The sequence below is a fragment of the Rhodococcus pseudokoreensis genome, assembly GCF_017068395.1.
GTDB lineage: Bacteria > Actinomycetota > Actinomycetes > Mycobacteriales > Mycobacteriaceae > Rhodococcus_F > Rhodococcus_F pseudokoreensis.
On the sequence record NZ_CP070619.1, the window covers coordinates 8,272,793 to 8,287,350 of the forward strand.

Below are 14,558 nucleotides of genomic sequence, written 5' to 3' on the forward strand. Positions count from 1 at the left end.
CTCAGGCCGCGCGGCGTGTCAGGACGAGCGGATCACCGTCGGTGATCGCGATCGTGTGTTCGCTGTGGGCGGTCCGCGAGCCGTCGGCCGATCGGATGGTCCACCCGTCGGGGTCGTAGACGATCTTGTCGGTGCCGCGGGCGAACCAGGGCTCGAGTGCGAGGGTCAGGCCGGGTCGCAGCACCAGGCCCCGTCCGGCGCGCCCCTGGTTGGACACATGCGGGTCCTCGTGCATCGTTCGACCGAGTCCGTGTCCGCCGAATTCGGTGTTTACCGGGTAGCCGTAGTCGGCGGCGACCGCGCCGATCGCCGCGGAAATGTCGCCGAGGCGCCCGCCCGGACGTGCCGCGTCGATACCGGCGGCGAGGGCGCGTTCGGTGGCCTCGATCAGCCGCTGGTCGTCGGCGCGGGGTGTGCCGACGATCAGGCTGCGCGCCGAGTCGGCCACCCACCCGTCGACCGAGACCGCGATGTCCATGCTCAGCAGGTCCCCGTCGCGCAGGTCGTAATCGTGCGGCAGGCCGTGGAGCACCGCATCGTTGACGGACAGGCAGATGACGTTGCGGAACGGACCGCGGCCGAACGAGGGCGCGTAGTCCCAGTAGCAGGACACCGCCCCGCGCTCCTCGATCAGGTGTCGGGCGCGGTGTTCGAGGTCGAGCAGATTCACCCCCACCAGAGCGCGCTGTTGCAGGTCGTCGAGCAGTTCCGCGATGAACGCGCCGGTGGTGCGCATCGCCTCGATCTCCTGTGACGTCTTCAGTTCCAACACGCGCTCACCCTCCACATTTTCGCCATCATTCCGGTATAGAAATACCAGGCTAGCGGAATGTTCGGTATTTTCATACCGATGTGGCGTATCCTTGTCGAATGGTGCGATCCCCTTTGACGCCGCAGCAACGTGCTGCCGGCAAGCGACTCGGTGCTTACCTCCGGCAGGCGCGCGGCGACCGAAAGCCCGCCGAAGTGGCACATGCCGCGTCGATCTCACCCGAGACCCTGCGCAAGATCGAGACAGGACGCCTGGCAACTCCGGCATTCACGACGGTCGCCGCACTCGCGGCGGTGCTGGCGGTCCCGCTGGAGGACCTCGCCCAGATCTGCCTTCCCGACCTGAACCTTCAGCAGGCCGGGTAGAAAGCGAGACGCCGCCGTCCACGCGGACGGCGGCGTTGCCCGGGCAGCGGCCCAGAGTCGGCGGTCAGACGCCGAGGAGTTTCTCCGTATTCTCGTGGGCGATACGGGGTTTCGCATCTTCGGGCAGGTTCGCGTTCTCGAGAAACGCGACAGCACCCTCGTTGCCGATGAAGGGGTAGTCGACGGAGTAGAGGATGCGGTCGACGCCGAGGGTTTCGACGCAGTACTGCAGCTGCGCCTGGCTGAACATCCCCGACGGGGTGATGTAGACATTGTTGCGAACATAGTCGGAGACGGTGCGGTCGAGCTGTGTGAGGGTCTGCGGCAGGGCCTCGTCGAGGCGGTCGAGGTAGAAGGGGATCATCTCGCCCCAGTGACCGAGGATGAACTGCAGATTCGGGTAGCGATCGAGAACTCCGGAGAGCACCAGGTGCAGAAAGTGCACGGCGGTCTCCTGGTGCCAACCCCAGGCGCTGGTCTGCAGACGCGTGGTCACCAGCGGAGCGAGTCCGGCGTAGTTGGAGTCGGTCGTTTCGCGGGGTGGCACGGCCGGGTGCAGGTAGATCGGTACGTTGCGGCTGGCGGCGGTGGCCAGGATCGGGTCGAAGCGGGGTGCGTCGAGGAACTCGCCGTCGGTGCGGCCGTTGATCATGGTGCCGACGAATCCCAGTTCGTCGATGCAGCGGGCGAGTTCGGTGGCGGCCGCATCGGGTGCGGTGGTCGGCAGGGCGGCGAACGCGGCGAATCGGTCCGGGTGGGCTCGCACCGCGGCGGCGGCGGTGTCGTTGGCCGCGCGGACCAGGTCGGGGGCGACGTCGGCGGGCACTTGCTGGGTGGTCAGGCAGGACAGGACCTGCATGCTGATGCCGTGGCGGTCCATGTCGGCGAGCCGTCCTTCACCGAGATCTTGCAGCACCTGCGCGGTCGGGGTGTAGCTGAGCCCGCTCGCGGGATCGTAGGCGGCGGCGAAATCGGGGCTGAGCTCTCGTGCGAGGGGAGCACCGGCGGCGGCGATCGCGGGGTCGAGGTAATGCTCCTCGAGCGTGATGATCCTCATCGGCGCTCCTGCGGGGTGGAGGGTAGGCGGACGGGTGTTCCGGCGACGTAGACGGCGCGAATGCATCGAGTGGCGGTGATGGTGCTGGTGGGATCGCCGTCGACGAGGAGGAGGTCCGCGCGCAGTCCGGGGCGGATACGGCCGCGGTCGGGCAGATCGAACGCGTCCGCGGTGCGACTGGTGGCCGCGCGCAGGGCGTCGGTGGGCGTCAGGCCGGCGTCGACGAGCAGTCCGAGTTCGTGGTGCAAGCTCGTCCCATGTGCGACTTGGGTGGGGGCGCCGGGTTCGGTGTTGGCGTCGGTCCCGGCCAGCACGGCTGTGCCGGCGCTGTGCAGAGCACCCACGCTGCGCAGCGATCCGGCGAAAGCCTCCGTGCTGCTGTGTGCGGCGGCGATCCCTTCCATCAATGCCAGTGTGGGGATGGCAATCCGGTCCTCGGCGACCATTCGTCGGACGGTGTCGGGATCGAGCGGTCGGCCGAGTGGGATGTGGGTGAGCATGTCGGCGCCGGCGTCGAGGGCCATCGTGAAGGCCGCCGCGGTGGCCGCGTGCGCGATCACCTTCTTTCCCGCCCGGTGCGCTGCGCCGACGAGCGCGGTCAGCGTGGGCAGATCGGGACTGCCGTCGCCGGGTGCCTCGGCGACGATCTTGATGTAGTCGGCGCCCTCGGCGATACGGGCGTCGACGAATCGCCCAGCCTGTTCGGGTCCGGTGACGACCGCGTCGGCGGGAACGAACCGGGAATGGGGACCTGCGGGGCCGATCGCCGGAAGGCCGGGGCTGCGAAAGTCCGCGAGCCCGCCGCGTCCCGCGATCTCGCGCAGTCCTGCGAGCTTCTCGGCCGGCCACGTTGCCATGTCCAGGCCGGTGGTCGCACCGTACCCGGCGAGCTGCTGCAGGGTGTCGGCGTCGTGCAGATGGATGTGCGCGTCGATCAGCCCGGGAAGCACGGTGGCGCCGCCACCATCGACCTCGACATCGCCGGATCTGCCTGCGCCTGCGCCTGCGGATCCGGCGGGCGTGACGGAGACGATCCCGTCGGCGTCGAAGGTGACGTCCATGGGGAGGGGAAGCAATTCCTCGCCGTCGAAGACACGGACTCCAGTGATGCGGGTGCGTGTTGTCATCGTCCGGTCTCCAGCCAGTGGTGAGCGGCCTGTTTGATCTCGACCTCGTGGTCGCTGCCCTTGGTCGCGAAGACGCCGGTGACGGGGAATCCACTCTTGTCGAGCAGATAGGCCAGGGCGGCGTACTCGGGCGGGTACTTCTCGGTGGTGCCGGCGTCGATGTCGACGATGCCGCAGGGGAACGTGAACGAGCCCATGTCGTAGATGCTGCGGCGGTCGACGATCTTCCAGATGCCGTCGCGTTTCTCGATGCGGTCGAGGAATCGATTGTGACTGAGGCAGCCGAGCTTGAGTGCCACGTTCTCGGCGACGATCATCGCATTCGTCTCGGCGACCGCCCGGTTTCCGTTAAACGCCACGACCGGAGACGTGATCACGTGCTTCGTCCTCAGGTCCGACGCACCCATTCGTGCCGAGGCGTCGACGAAGTCGGTGAAGAGCCCGGTGAACCAGGTGATTTCGATGATTCCGTCGGGGTGGAACAACTCCCGCATCGCGTCCCATTGGGCGAGGTCGCGGCGGATCCAGCCGGTCATGAGGTCGTCGATCGCTCGACGGTCGGCGAGATAGGAATCCATCAGGAAGCTCCACTTTCGTGCCGTGGGAATGCCGGAAGTCCGGGGTGACCGGCCGGGCCGAGAGCTGCAGACATGTCGATCACTCCTCGGGTTGCAGTGCGGTGGAATGGAACAAGGTCAGGCGAATGCCGTCGTCGAATTGTCGCCAGACCGCGGTGGCCCGCGCGCTGATCTGCCGCGAGCCTGCGGGGAACACCACTTCAGCCTGTATGCGGTAGGTCAGAGCAACGGCCGATCCCAGCTCGGTGACCCGGTGATCTTGTGCGGTGGCTGTGGCAAAACGGAATTGGCCGCTGGTCAACTTGGCCAGGTAGTCCGTCTTGGTGTCGACCTCACCGGTCGAGTGAATGTACAGCGCGGTGTCGGCGATGAGGGCATCGAGGGTGTCCAGGTCGCCTGCGACCATCGCCGCGAGGCGGTCTCGGTCGAATGTACGTGCTGCGGTCAGGAGAGGAGCGTCCCCGGTCATCGTGCCTCCGTCGGTTCCGGCCGGTGATCGAGGATCTTGTCCCGGCACAGTACGGTCAGCGTCTCACGGACACTGTGATCGAGGCGGGTGTGGCTGTCGCGCAGGATTTCCGCCAGCCGTCGGTAGAAGGTCTGCGGCACGATCCCGAACTGCGGCAGGATGTATTCGTCGCCACTGTCGAACGGAGCCCACTGAAGCGCGAATCCGATGATGTCGCGTGCCCCGGCGATCCCTGGGCGTGGATATTGTTCCGGCTGCGTCACCGTTGCCATGGTGTTGACCTCTGTCCTTACGCGCTGGAGGCGGACTGTGCACCGACGGAAGCGGCGAGGGCATACGCTTCGCGCACGGCCGGCACCAGTTGTGTGGCTGCGGCCGGATCGGCGCGTTCGGTGACGAGCCGGAGAATATTGCCGCTGCGGCGGTCGGCGGGGACGTCGTCTCCGCGGGCCGCGACGAGGGCGTGAAAGTGCCGGTGGTTCTCACCGAAGACCATCAGGTACGTGGCGGGGGCACCGGTGACGTCGGTGACGGCCGCGGTCAGGTCACGGGCCCGACGGCCGAGAGTGCTCACTTCGTCGTCGTCGAGACCGGTGATCCGCTCGGCGTGCCGACGCGCCCGGAGAACGAACCAGCCCGGAACTTCCATGCCGGTCACGATCTCCGCGGCCCACAACTCGTCGCGGAACACCACCCGGGTGTCGTCGGCCTGTTCCATGGCGCACAGCAGGCACTCGGTGTGCGCGGTCTTGTCGGACATGGGATGCACTTCCTCGGTGAAGGGTCGGGTCGTTCGGGCTGGGTTGGCCGGGAGGCCGGGGATTCATCCCGCCGAACAGGCGGCCGAGGCGTGGAGCGTGCACTCGGTCGCGAAGGCGAGTTGTTTGTAATGCAGTGCGGCGCCGCTGAGGTGGTGATCGAGACAGTGACCGACACCGTCGATGATCTCCGAGTGAATTCTGCGGTTGTCGGGGAACTTCGAGAGGAACAGTTCCCGAGCGTCGGTGGAACTGTCCCAGAGGGCGTCGAATTCGGCCAAGGCATGGTGGACGGGCACGTCGATCGTCGCCGCCACGTCGGTGAGCCTCTGCACGGCCCACCTGGGTGCGGCCGCCAGTTCCACCATCGGTGCTGCTGCGTACGACGACCGCGCTGCCCCTACCGCCTCGGCGGTGTAGCTGCCCGCCGGCCCGTACCAGAGCTTTTCACGCTCGGGTACGGGCACATCCACCACACCGCCGAGTGGGAGGGCGGCGAGCGCCTCGGCAGCCCCCTGTTCGGGGATTCGAGCTCCCATCCCGGTTGCCGACACACCGAGGAGGTTCCACGACGGGCGGCGTGCCGCGATCTCCAGGCCGATCATGCCGCCGATCGAGTGCCCGACGAGCACGACGGAGGTGGCGCCGACGTCCGCGGTCAGGTTCGCGATGGCACCATCGAGCAACTCGGCCTGCTTTTCGAAGGTGTTCTCGTCCTCCGGTAGGAGGTCACTGTCTTCGTATCCAGGCCGGTCGATGGTCAGCACCCCGTATCCGTTGCGATTCGCGATCTCCACGAACGATCCGGCGATCGATCCCGGAACCTCGAAGTAGCGGCCGGTATAGAGGCCGCCGTGCAGTCCGACGAGCAGTGGTGTGTGCGGGTTCGGCGTGGGCGCGGGGTGCAACCGCGCCGTGACCGCGTAGCCGTCGACCACCGTGGTGAGTCGTTGCATGGGGATGTCCGTTTCTCGCGTCTCAGATGAGGGGGGTGATCTGGTCGTCGCGGCCGAGGAGGGCCTTGCCGTAGACCTCGTAGTTGACGGCGGGCAGGGTGACGGCGTGGCGGGCCGCGACGTTCGAATCGCGCCAGATCCGTTGCAGGGGATTGTTTTCCCCGAAACTTCCGGCGCCGTGGGCGGAGATGAGGATGTTGATGGCCTTGGTGATGTGGTCGAGGACCCAGCCGGTGTCGGCGCGGACCCGGGTGCGGGTGAGCTCGTCGGGGTAGACGCCGGCGACTGCGGCGCTGTCGATGTCGTCGGCGGCCCGGTAGGCGTGCAGGTGCGCGGTGTCGATGAGCATCGCCGCTTCTGCGATCTGCAACTGGAAGGCCACCGAATCCGACTGGGCGGTGTAGAAGGTGTACGCGATGGCCTTCGTGTCGGCCTTGGCCGTGACCAGTTCCAGTGCCTTGCGGCCCATGCCCAACTGCGGTCCCGCGAGTACCAGGGACAGCAGCGGAACGAACGCGGACCGATACAGGACCTCGTCGGTGTGTTCGGTGGCGTAATTACCGCCGATCGCCGCCGGGACCGGCATGATGCGGTGATCGGGGACGAATACGTCCGTGGCGATCAGGCAGTTCGATCCCGAGGACCGCATGCCGGCGACGAACCAGGTTTCCTCGAAGCCGAGGTCCGCGCGGGGGATCAGGGCCAGTCCCTGGTCGACGACGTCTCCGTCGGCGTTGGTGATGGGAATTCCCAGGACGGCCCAGCTCGCGTGCCAGGAGCCGGAGTTGTAGTACCAGCGGCCGGTCACCTTGAAGCCGCCGTCGACCTTGACCGCTTCTGCGGTCGGCGACAGCACGCCGGAAACCTTCGCGTCGGGGGTGGTCGCCCAGACCTCGTCCTGTGCCTGCTCGGGGAACAGCCCGGTCAGCCAGGCGCAGACGTTGCAGAGGGTGACCACCCAGGCGGTGCCGCCGTCGGCCGCACCGACCGCCGCCGAGACGTCGAGCATGGTGCGCATGGAGGTCTCGTATCCGCCGTAGCGGCGGGGCTGGGCGATCTTGAAGGCTCCGGCTTCGGTGAGGGCGGTGATCGATTCCTCGACCACGCGGCGATCTGCTTCGCCCTGGGCGGAGTTCTTCGCCAGCAGCGGTTGCAGTTCGCGGACGCGGTCGACGATCTCGTCGGCGGCAGGGACGGTGATGTGCGGGGTGTCGGTGACGGTAGTCATCGGAAGTCCTTCTCAGGCTCAGGGGTGGGGGAAGACAGGCACGGCGGGAATGTCCGTCGTGTCAGTCCGAGGTACAGGCGGTGATGTGGTCGACGATGGGGCGGCGGGGGCGTTCGGAGAACCTCGAGTGGGTGCCGAAGGTGCGGTTGGCGTAGACCAGTGGGGGCCGTTCGACGTTGCAGGCCTTGGTGACCAGGCCGATCAGGAGCAGATGGTCGCCGCCGTCGACGGTGTTGTACCGCTCGCACGACACCCAGGCGGCCGCGTCGTCGATGCGGGGCAGGCCGGTGTCGGTGTGCCACGGTGTTCCGGCGAACCGCTCGCCGCCGGTCCCACGGCTCGCGAACCGCATCGCGAGGTCCTCCTGCCCGTGGTGGAGCAGATTGATCCCGAATCGGCCGGTGGCCACGATCCGGGCGAGCAGCGCGGACCGACGGTCGAATGCCACGGTGACCAACGGCGGGTCCTGCGACAACGCCGCGAACGAGCTCGCGGTCGCCCCGTGGGGGCCGTCGCCATCGGTGGTGGTCACGATCGTGACCGGGGCGCAGACCCGGGCCATCAGGTCCCGGAAACGCTTCGGGTCGATGCCCCCGGCGACTACGGCGGGGTCGATGTCGGATGCGGTACTCATGATGCTGCTCCCCGGGTCGTGGGTAGGTGGGTCAGTGGGCGCCGACGAGAACGGCCATCGGGTCCGGCAGGCCCGCTTTCAGGGACCACGCGCGATTCGTGAGTTCGTCGACGGAAGCACCGCCGCGGCGGGCAGCGAGCATGGCTTCGGGGTCGAAGGCCGGTCCTACCGAGTCGCCGGCGTATTCGGGGCCGTGCATGTACTCGGTGGCCTGCTCGGGTTCGGCGAAGTTGTCGATCTGCATCTCGACGAAGCTGCCGTCCGGGTCCTGGTAGTACAGCGAGGTCGTGACGCCGTGTGCGATGGAGACCGCGGGCAGCACGCCCTTGTCGCGGAGCAGTTCGTACCGGTCGAGAAGGTCGTCGAGGTGGTCGAAGGTGTAGGCGACGTGATGGGCGGCCGCAGTGGTCGGGCTCTTGCGCTCGAGCGGCACGGGCGGGGTCAGCAACGCGACCCGGTGGTGCTCCTCATCGAAGGTGATGAAGCACAACGCCTTGTCCTGGTAGACCACATGTCCGTCGAGGACGGCGCAGTACCAGTCCCGCATCTCGGTGGGCTGGCCGGTCTGGAACACGACGTGTGCGAACTTCGGCTTGGCCGACATAACGGTTCACTCTCCTGGAGGTGGGGTGCGGTGAGCACCGTTGGCGATGCGATCGGTCGTGTGAGCTTGTCCGACAACATGTTCGGCTGTGCGTCTCACTGGCACCGGGGGTGTGGAGTCCAGTGGGGTGGGACGCTTTCGTCGGCTCGTGTTAGCTAGCTCACTTCCGGTTGAGATTCACGTTAGAGGCAGCGCCGGGATGTGAATATCCGGTTTGCGAGTCCGTTCGTCCAGTAGGCGAACCGGTCATGCGAGTACAGGGTGGGCAGCGTGAAGGCGCCGATCCTGCGCGTGGGTCGGCGTCCCCTCGACCGGGGGGACGCCTCGGCAGGGCCGTGGATCAGCCCTGGCGGATTCCCAATGTCCGGGAGGGGGTTTCGCCGAACTTCTGCTCGTAGTACTGGGCGAAGCGGCCGAGGTGGTTGAAACCCCACCGGAACGCGACTTCGCTGACCGTGCAGCCGGGTTCGCGCTTCAGCAGATCCGCCCGCACACCGTCGAGCCGGAGGTTGCGCACATACTCCGACGGGCTCATCTCGAACCGGTCGAGGAACAGCTTCTGCAGCTGCCGGACCCCGACCCCGGCAGCCTCGGCGAGGTCGGCGACCGTGTGCTGAGCCCCCGGTGCCGCCTCGAGAAGGTCGAGGACCTTGCGGACCGCGGCCGGATTGTCGGCGTCCTCGCCGCCGTTGAGGATTGCTTCGCTCATGGAGTGGCCCTGATTGACGAGCAATCCGCTGATCAGAGCCCGCTCGAGGTGGCTGACCTGAGCGATCAGGGCCGGATCGGGCACCGGACCGGGATCGGCGATCGTGTCGAGCAGGATCTGCAGTGTCGAGGCCCACCGTCGTCCCGGGGGGGTGGTCAGATCGAAACCGATGTCGAAGCGCACGCCCTTGTTGAGCGGACGGCCGAGGATCCGACCGAGCTCCTCCTCCAGTGCGGTCCGGTCGATCTTGATGCTGACCTGCGTGTTGTCGGCGGCCCACCTCGACAGATAGGTGTGCTCGTTCGGGGTGTACACCGCAGCTTTCTGCGGGGTGGCCAGAACTTCCCGACCGCCGCAACTGGTCGCCAGGGAGCCCGACAGCGGCAGGTCGATGTGGTAGCCGCCGACGTCGCCCGGGTCGATGAGGACATCGGCACCGAAGCGGACGATGCCGACGGTCATGTGGTTCAGACGTACCGCCAGCATCTGCGCGTCCGACAACTGCCGGGCTCCGCCGACGATCTCGAGTCGCGCCGGGTAATAGGCGTCGTTGATCTCGGCGCGCAACACGTCGAAGTCGTCGGTGGCACAGAAGATCCCCCGCCGCGACTGTGCAGTCTCGGCGTTCAACGCTGACGCCGGCAGTTCGACCATGCTGATCCTTGCTTCCTCGTGTACTGGGCCCATGATACGAGCACTGCTGTGCTGCGGACCACAACCAGGCGCTTCGCGGGCCGGACGACCCGGTGCGCGTATCGGATAGTCCTGGCGCGTGCGCCCGCCCTATGGTTGACCATGACTTGGGTCACACCCTAACGCTATGCCCGCACCAGCCCGGCGGAATCACCGGGCGCGCCATCACGACGAACGAAACAGAGGACTCATGCGTATCGCCAATATCGACAACCGGGCCGCCCTGATACTGGGAGAGGCCGGTGCCGAGCGGGCGGTAGATCTCGCCACCGCATCGCGGGGTCGATTCGGCCCCTCCCTGGCCGAGACCTATCGGGTGTGGGAAGGCGTCACGGCGTGGGCTGCCGCCGAGGATCTCACGGCCCTGGCAGACGACGGATTCGCGATCGACCGGACCTGGCTCGGTGCGCCGTCGCCGGAACCCCGGCAGGTGTTCGCGATCGGCTTGAACTACCACGAACATGCGGCCGAGTCCGGGTTCGATTCGCCGACGACGCTTCCGCCGGTGTTCACCAAGTACACCTCGAGCTTCGCCGGTCCCGACACCGAGGTGATCCTCCCGAACGGTGGCAACGTCGATTGGGAGGTGGAGTTGGTCGTCGTGATCGGGCGCGAGGCCCACCGGATCGACGCATCCGATGCGTGGTCGCACGTCGCCGGACTGACGGTGGGACAGGACATCTCCGAACGACTCTCGCAGTTACGTGGACCTGCAGCGCAATTCGGGCTCGGCAAATCCTTCCCCGGATTCTCTCCGCAGGGCCCGTGGCTGGTCACTCCCGACGAGTTCGCCGATCCCGACGACCTGGAACTGGGCTGCGCCATCCACGGCGCGGAGGTCCAGAAGAGCCGCACCAGCGATCTGATCTTCCCGGTATCGGAGTTGATCGCCGCGCTCTCGCACACTGTCATTCTCTATCCCGGTGACGTGATCTTCACCGGCACCCCCGCCGGTGTGGGTATCGGACAGAAGCCGCCACGGTATCTGCAGTCCGGCGAACGGCTGCACAGCTGGATCGAAGGAATCGGTGAGCTGAACCAGGTCTTCCTCGCTGAACCGCAGACGAAGTAGCCCACGTCTGGAGCACCACTACATCAGCGGGATTCGGTCTCCTCGCGCTCGCCCGTCCGGCTGCAGCAGCCAACCGTTGCGTTTGCGGGTGCGCAGCGTGACCGAACTGTCGGTGATCTCGCCGGGGCGCAAAATGTGTTCGAGACGGGTCTGGGTGGCCATCAGATCGGCCATGTCGGCGACCCACGCCTGCACGGCGAAATTGGATGGCCCGGTGAGGGATACGCACATCCGGATGTTTCCGTCCCGGCGCAACTGCCCCACGATGTCGTCCAGCTTTTCGCCGGGAAGCCGGCACCACCACGTCACGCTGATCGGCCATCGGGTGTGCCACTGCGCCACCTCGCATCGGACGGCCAGATCCCCGGAACCGAGTAGTGTGGCGAGGGCGCGCCGTGCCGTCGACGACGGACGGTCCAGTCGTGTGGCGATCTCGGCGGCGCTCGCGCGTCCGTCGTAGAACAGTTCCTTCTCGACGGCCGCGAGCAGCGGTGTCGGTCGCGGATGGGACAGACCAAGGTCCGGTCGGGCGGCCTGTCGCAGGGCGGTGACGGCCTCCCGCTGGCCCGGATGCAATGCGTCCAGACGCCACCGGCTGCCCTCGAGGTGCACCGCTCGAGGCGCGCGACGACGTCGTCGAACGAGTCTCGGACACAGTCGACTTCGACGAGCGCAACGGACGAGTAGCCGCTGAGCAGGCCGGGCACCGCCAGTGCCGTCACCCAGGCGAGGCCGGCGTCGCGGAGTCGATTCCATCGATGTGCCAGCGTCATCGGTGAGGCTTCCAGGATCGGGGCCAGCGCCCTCCAGCTGCCCCGCGGGCAGATCTGCAGCGCGTGGATGAGCGCCATGTCGTCTTCGGTCAGATCGCTGTGCACGATGATCTCGTTTCTTCCTGACAAATGAGCATAACTATCGGATCCGGAGATGTCGGCGGTTCTGCGCCCAGGATGACGCAATCACCTTTCGTCATGATCCGACCATCCGGAGGCATCTTCCGTGGACCCAATAGACAACACCGTAACCGTCGTTTCCGACGGCCCCACCCGGGTGACGTTCCCGAGCGCGGTGCTGCGCCCCCTCCGCCGCCCGGACCCCGGCGTCCGGGTCGAACACTGGCGAGTCTGGGTGCAGGCGTTGCCATCGAATGGTACGACTGGAGCGTCTACACGACGTTCGCAGTGTTCTTCGCCGGTCAGTTCTTCGCGGGAAGTGGAAGTTCCGCGGTTTTGAAAACCCTCGCTGTCTTCGCCGCGGGCTTCGTCGCACGCCCGATCGGCGGCTTCGTCCTCGGCTGGCTCGCCGACCGCAGGGGCCGAAAATTCGCGATGATGTGGTCGATCAGCCTCGCCGCCGCAGACAGCGTGGGTATCGGTGTCATCCCGACCGCCTCTTCGATCGGAGTGCTCGCGCCCATCCTCCTGGTTTCGGCGCGACTGCTCCGGGGTTTGGGTACCGGCGGTGAAGTACCCACTGCGCAAACCTATCTGGCCGAGGCCGCTCCACCACATCGGCGTGGCCTGTGGTCGAGTGCAATGTACATTTCCATCTCCCTCGCCGTGCTCTTCGGAACGATACTCGGCGCCGTCCTGAGCGCCGTTCTCACCTCGGAGCAGATGTCGTCTTTCGGCTGGCGTATCCCGTTCCTGATCGGTGGCGCGCTCGGCCTGATCATCCTGGTTCTGCGGTCGTCGCTTCCCGAGACCGAGGTGTTCGAGAAAGACGCGCGCCCACGGCGGGCACTCGATCTGGAAGGAGATCTGCCGGCACCCGGCGCTCCAGCTCCGCGTCGTGTGCTTCTGCGTCGGCGGCACTGTCGTCTACTACGTGTGGGCCGTCGCCGCGCCCGCCTTCGCCATCTCGGAACGGGGCATCGACCCGACGTCCGCGCTGTGGGCCGGCTCCATCGCCACGGTGCTGTTTATGATCGCCCTCCCGTTCTGGGGAGCGCTGTCCGACCGGATCGGCCGCCGCCCGGTACTCCTGGTTTGTTTCGGCGCACTCGTCATACTGATGTTCCCGCTGAACTGGATGATCCGCGACGACGCCTGGCAACTGTTCGCGGCGATGAGCACCGCGCTGATCTTCGTCGCGGGGCTCGCCTCGATCACCCCCGCGGTCGGCCTGATGGCCGTGTCCGCCGCGGCGGTCTACCTCATGCCTGAGACCAGCGGAATTTCACTCGACGACGAGGACAACGAATCCTGATGAACCTCACACCGAAAACCACACCCACCGCTCGCCTCGTGCCGTCGACAACGGCCGCGTCCGCAGTCCTCGCCGCGCTGCCGAACGTACGCGGCTGGCAAGAGGACTTCTACCGCGACGTCCACAGCCATCCGGAACTGTCGCACCGCGAGTTCGAGACGTCGAAGAAGGTCGCCGCGCGCTTGGAGAACGCCGGCTTCACCGTCCACGACGGTATCGGCGGCACCGGCCTGGTAGGCATCCTCCGCAACGGTGACGGCCCGGTCGTGCTGCTGCGGGCCGAGATGGACGCGCTCCCGGTCCGGGAAGACACCAGCCTGCCGTATGCGAGTACCACGACCGACATCGATGCCCACGGAAGCGAGATCCCGGTCTCTCACGTGTGCGGGCACGACATGCACACCACTTGTCTGGTCGGCGCGGCCCACCTGCTCGCCGCCGGCCGACAGCAGTGGAGTGGCACCCTCATCGCACTCTTCCAGCCCGCGGAGGAGGTCGGGGACGGAGCCCGGATCATGGTCGAGGACAACCTCGCCGGGATTATTCCCCGACCCGACGTCGCCCTGGCACAACACAATCTGCAGCAGCCTGCCGGGCACGTCCGCACCCGGTCCGGGCCGGCACTGTCGGTGGCCGACAGCATCCGGATCACTCTCCACGGCCGCGGCGGGCCGGGCTCGATGCCCCACACCACCGTCGACCCCGTTGCGCTCGCGGCGATGATCGTGGTCCGCCTCCAGACCGTGGTGTCCCGCGAGGTACCGCCTTCGGACACTGCGGTCCTCACCGTGGGTAGCATCCGAGCCGGCACCAAGAGCAACGTCATCTCGGACCGGGCCGTCCTGGAACTGAACATCCGCAGCTACAGCGAGCAGACCCGGAAGATACTCCTGGACGCCGTGCACCGGATCGTCACGGCGGAATGCCGGGCCTCGGGCTGCCCGAAAGACCCCGAATTCACGATGTTCGACCAATTCCCGTTGACCGACAACGACACCGCGACGACAGAACGGGTCGCCGCCGCATTCGAGGCGTTCTTCGGAGCCGATCGCACCGGCGAGATGGAGCAACTCCCGGCGAGTGAGAACTTCAGCGACATCCCCGGGGCGTTCGGAACACCGAACACATACTGGGGGATCGGATGCATCGACCCGGAGCTGTACCGGGTGGCCGTAGAATCCGGCCGTGTGGCGCAGGACATCCCGGCTCCCCACGCCCCCAACTTCGCGCCGATGATCCAACCGACCTGCGATACGGGAACGCAAGCGCTGGTGGTCGCCGCTCTGGAGTGGCTCGCGACCTGACCCCACCCGAAGGTTCGGCAGATG

17 protein-coding genes and 1 pseudogene are annotated in these 14,558 nt (G+C 66.9%); 5 read left to right on the forward strand and 13 right to left on the reverse strand.

Features of this window, described 5'->3' with window-relative positions; genetic code table 11:
- Position 1 precedes the first annotated feature (1 nt).
- Positions 2-772 (reverse strand): type I methionyl aminopeptidase, encoded by a 771-nt coding sequence (map, locus tag JWS13_RS43100; RefSeq protein ID WP_206011186.1) that lies wholly within the window; start codon positions 770-772, stop codon positions 2-4.
- Between the two features lie 98 nt (positions 773-870).
- On the opposite strand from map, the gene JWS13_RS43105 reads away from it, so the two are divergent.
- Positions 871-1,137 carry a helix-turn-helix domain-containing protein gene (locus JWS13_RS43105; RefSeq protein ID WP_206011187.1) on the forward strand — a complete coding sequence of 89 codons (267 nt, stop codon included), beginning with the start codon at positions 871-873 and terminating at the stop codon, positions 1,135-1,137.
- A gap of 64 nt (positions 1,138-1,201) precedes the next feature.
- Here the strand turns inward: JWS13_RS43105 and JWS13_RS43110 are convergent, their stop codons facing one another.
- The 11 genes from JWS13_RS43110 to JWS13_RS43160 form a co-directional block, all read right to left on the reverse strand.
- Positions 1,202-2,194 carry an amidohydrolase family protein gene (locus JWS13_RS43110; RefSeq protein WP_206011188.1) on the reverse strand — a complete coding sequence of 331 codons (993 nt, stop codon included), beginning with the start codon at positions 2,192-2,194 and terminating at the stop codon, positions 1,202-1,204.
- On the reverse strand, positions 2,191-3,321 hold the full coding sequence (locus JWS13_RS43115; protein ID WP_206011189.1) for an amidohydrolase family protein: 1,131 nt from the start codon (positions 3,319-3,321) through the stop codon (positions 2,191-2,193). Before JWS13_RS43115 ends, JWS13_RS43110 begins: the two co-directional genes overlap by 4 nt.
- A complete protein-coding gene (locus JWS13_RS43120; protein WP_206011190.1) occupies positions 3,318-3,899 on the reverse strand; it encodes a nuclear transport factor 2 family protein in 582 nt (193 codons plus the stop codon). Before JWS13_RS43120 ends, JWS13_RS43115 begins: the two co-directional genes overlap by 4 nt.
- 79 nt (positions 3,900-3,978) lie before the next feature.
- Entirely contained in the window at positions 3,979-4,368 is a 390-nt protein-coding gene (locus JWS13_RS43125; protein WP_259375287.1) for a nuclear transport factor 2 family protein, read from the reverse strand.
- Positions 4,365-4,631 carry a hypothetical protein gene (locus JWS13_RS43130; protein WP_206011192.1) on the reverse strand — a complete coding sequence of 89 codons (267 nt, stop codon included), beginning with the start codon at positions 4,629-4,631 and terminating at the stop codon, positions 4,365-4,367. The genes JWS13_RS43125 and JWS13_RS43130 overlap by 4 nt, the downstream gene beginning before the upstream one ends.
- Before the next feature lie 26 nt (positions 4,632-4,657).
- Positions 4,658-5,128: a hypothetical protein gene (locus JWS13_RS43135; RefSeq protein ID WP_206011193.1), complete on the reverse strand. Its 471-nt coding sequence runs from the start codon at positions 5,126-5,128 to the stop codon at positions 4,658-4,660.
- A gap of 63 nt (positions 5,129-5,191) precedes the next feature.
- Positions 5,192-6,082, reverse strand: a complete 891-nt coding sequence (locus JWS13_RS43140) for an alpha/beta hydrolase (protein WP_206011194.1) — start codon at positions 6,080-6,082, stop codon at positions 5,192-5,194.
- Between the two features lie 22 nt (positions 6,083-6,104).
- On the reverse strand, positions 6,105-7,310 hold the full coding sequence (locus JWS13_RS43145) for an acyl-CoA dehydrogenase family protein (RefSeq protein ID WP_206011195.1): 1,206 nt from the start codon (positions 7,308-7,310) through the stop codon (positions 6,105-6,107).
- Between the two features lie 61 nt (positions 7,311-7,371).
- Positions 7,372-7,944, reverse strand: coding sequence for a flavin reductase family protein (locus JWS13_RS43150; protein WP_206011196.1), 573 nt, complete (start codon positions 7,942-7,944; stop codon positions 7,372-7,374).
- A 31-nt stretch (positions 7,945-7,975) separates the two neighbouring features.
- A complete protein-coding gene (locus JWS13_RS43155) occupies positions 7,976-8,548 on the reverse strand; it encodes a VOC family protein (protein ID WP_206011197.1) in 573 nt (190 codons plus the stop codon).
- 340 nt (positions 8,549-8,888) lie between these two features.
- Complete coding sequence (locus JWS13_RS43160; protein WP_206011198.1) at positions 8,889-9,911, reverse strand: AraC family transcriptional regulator; 1,023 nt, start codon at positions 9,909-9,911, stop codon at positions 8,889-8,891.
- Between the two features lie 229 nt (positions 9,912-10,140).
- Here JWS13_RS43160 and JWS13_RS43165 point away from each other — a divergent pair, with 229 nt between their 5' ends.
- Positions 10,141-11,022 carry a fumarylacetoacetate hydrolase family protein gene (locus tag JWS13_RS43165; RefSeq protein WP_206011199.1) on the forward strand — a complete coding sequence of 294 codons (882 nt, stop codon included), beginning with the start codon at positions 10,141-10,143 and terminating at the stop codon, positions 11,020-11,022.
- 18 nt (positions 11,023-11,040) lie between these two features.
- Here the strand turns inward: JWS13_RS43165 and JWS13_RS43170 are convergent, their stop codons facing one another.
- Positions 11,041-11,634 carry an Lrp/AsnC family transcriptional regulator gene (locus tag JWS13_RS43170; RefSeq protein ID WP_206011200.1) on the reverse strand — a complete coding sequence of 198 codons (594 nt, stop codon included), beginning with the start codon at positions 11,632-11,634 and terminating at the stop codon, positions 11,041-11,043.
- 359 nt (positions 11,635-11,993) lie between these two features.
- Between JWS13_RS43170 and JWS13_RS46255 the strand changes: the two are divergent.
- The 3 genes and pseudogenes from JWS13_RS46255 to JWS13_RS43180 all read left to right on the forward strand — a co-directional run.
- Positions 11,994-12,767, forward strand: a pseudogene (locus JWS13_RS46255) (MFS transporter); the annotation flags it as partial.
- Positions 12,768-12,780: 13 nt separating this feature from the next.
- The gene (locus JWS13_RS45785) at positions 12,781-13,230 is read left to right on the forward strand and encodes an MFS transporter (protein ID WP_420855063.1); all 450 of its coding nucleotides are present in this window, start codon (positions 12,781-12,783) and stop codon (positions 13,228-13,230) included.
- A complete protein-coding gene (locus tag JWS13_RS43180) occupies positions 13,230-14,534 on the forward strand; it encodes an amidohydrolase (protein ID WP_206011201.1) in 1,305 nt (434 codons plus the stop codon). The genes JWS13_RS45785 and JWS13_RS43180 overlap by 1 nt, the downstream gene beginning before the upstream one ends.
- Positions 14,535-14,558: the final 24 nt, after the last annotated feature.

What these genes read in the sequence shown, in the direction of transcription:
- JWS13_RS43145 (WP_206011195.1), bottom strand. Translation starts at nt 7,310, where the DNA reads ATGACTACCGTCACCGACACCCCGCACATCACCGTCCCTGCCGCCGAC.
- JWS13_RS43160 (WP_206011198.1), bottom strand. Translation starts at nt 9,911, where the DNA reads ATGGTCGAACTGCCGGCGTCAGCGTTGAACGCCGAGACTGCACAGTCG.
- JWS13_RS43105 (WP_206011187.1), top strand. Translation starts at nt 871, where the DNA reads ATGGTGCGATCCCCTTTGACGCCGCAGCAACGTGCTGCCGGCAAGCGA.
- JWS13_RS43165 (WP_206011199.1), top strand. Translation starts at nt 10,141, where the DNA reads ATGCGTATCGCCAATATCGACAACCGGGCCGCCCTGATACTGGGAGAG.
- JWS13_RS43110 (WP_206011188.1), bottom strand. Translation starts at nt 2,194, where the DNA reads ATGAGGATCATCACGCTCGAGGAGCATTACCTCGACCCCGCGATCGCC.
- JWS13_RS43135 (WP_206011193.1), bottom strand. Translation starts at nt 5,128, where the DNA reads ATGTCCGACAAGACCGCGCACACCGAGTGCCTGCTGTGCGCCATGGAA.
- JWS13_RS43180 (WP_206011201.1), top strand. Translation starts at nt 13,230, where the DNA reads ATGAACCTCACACCGAAAACCACACCCACCGCTCGCCTCGTGCCGTCG.
- JWS13_RS43115 (WP_206011189.1), bottom strand. Translation starts at nt 3,321, where the DNA reads ATGACAACACGCACCCGCATCACTGGAGTCCGTGTCTTCGACGGCGAG.
- JWS13_RS43125 (WP_259375287.1), bottom strand. Translation starts at nt 4,368, where the DNA reads ATGACCGGGGACGCTCCTCTCCTGACCGCAGCACGTACATTCGACCGA.
- JWS13_RS43150 (WP_206011196.1), bottom strand. Translation starts at nt 7,944, where the DNA reads ATGAGTACCGCATCCGACATCGACCCCGCCGTAGTCGCCGGGGGCATC.
- JWS13_RS43140 (WP_206011194.1), bottom strand. Translation starts at nt 6,082, where the DNA reads ATGCAACGACTCACCACGGTGGTCGACGGCTACGCGGTCACGGCGCGG.
- JWS13_RS43120 (WP_206011190.1), bottom strand. Translation starts at nt 3,899, where the DNA reads ATGGATTCCTATCTCGCCGACCGTCGAGCGATCGACGACCTCATGACC.
- JWS13_RS43155 (WP_206011197.1), bottom strand. Translation starts at nt 8,548, where the DNA reads ATGTCGGCCAAGCCGAAGTTCGCACACGTCGTGTTCCAGACCGGCCAG.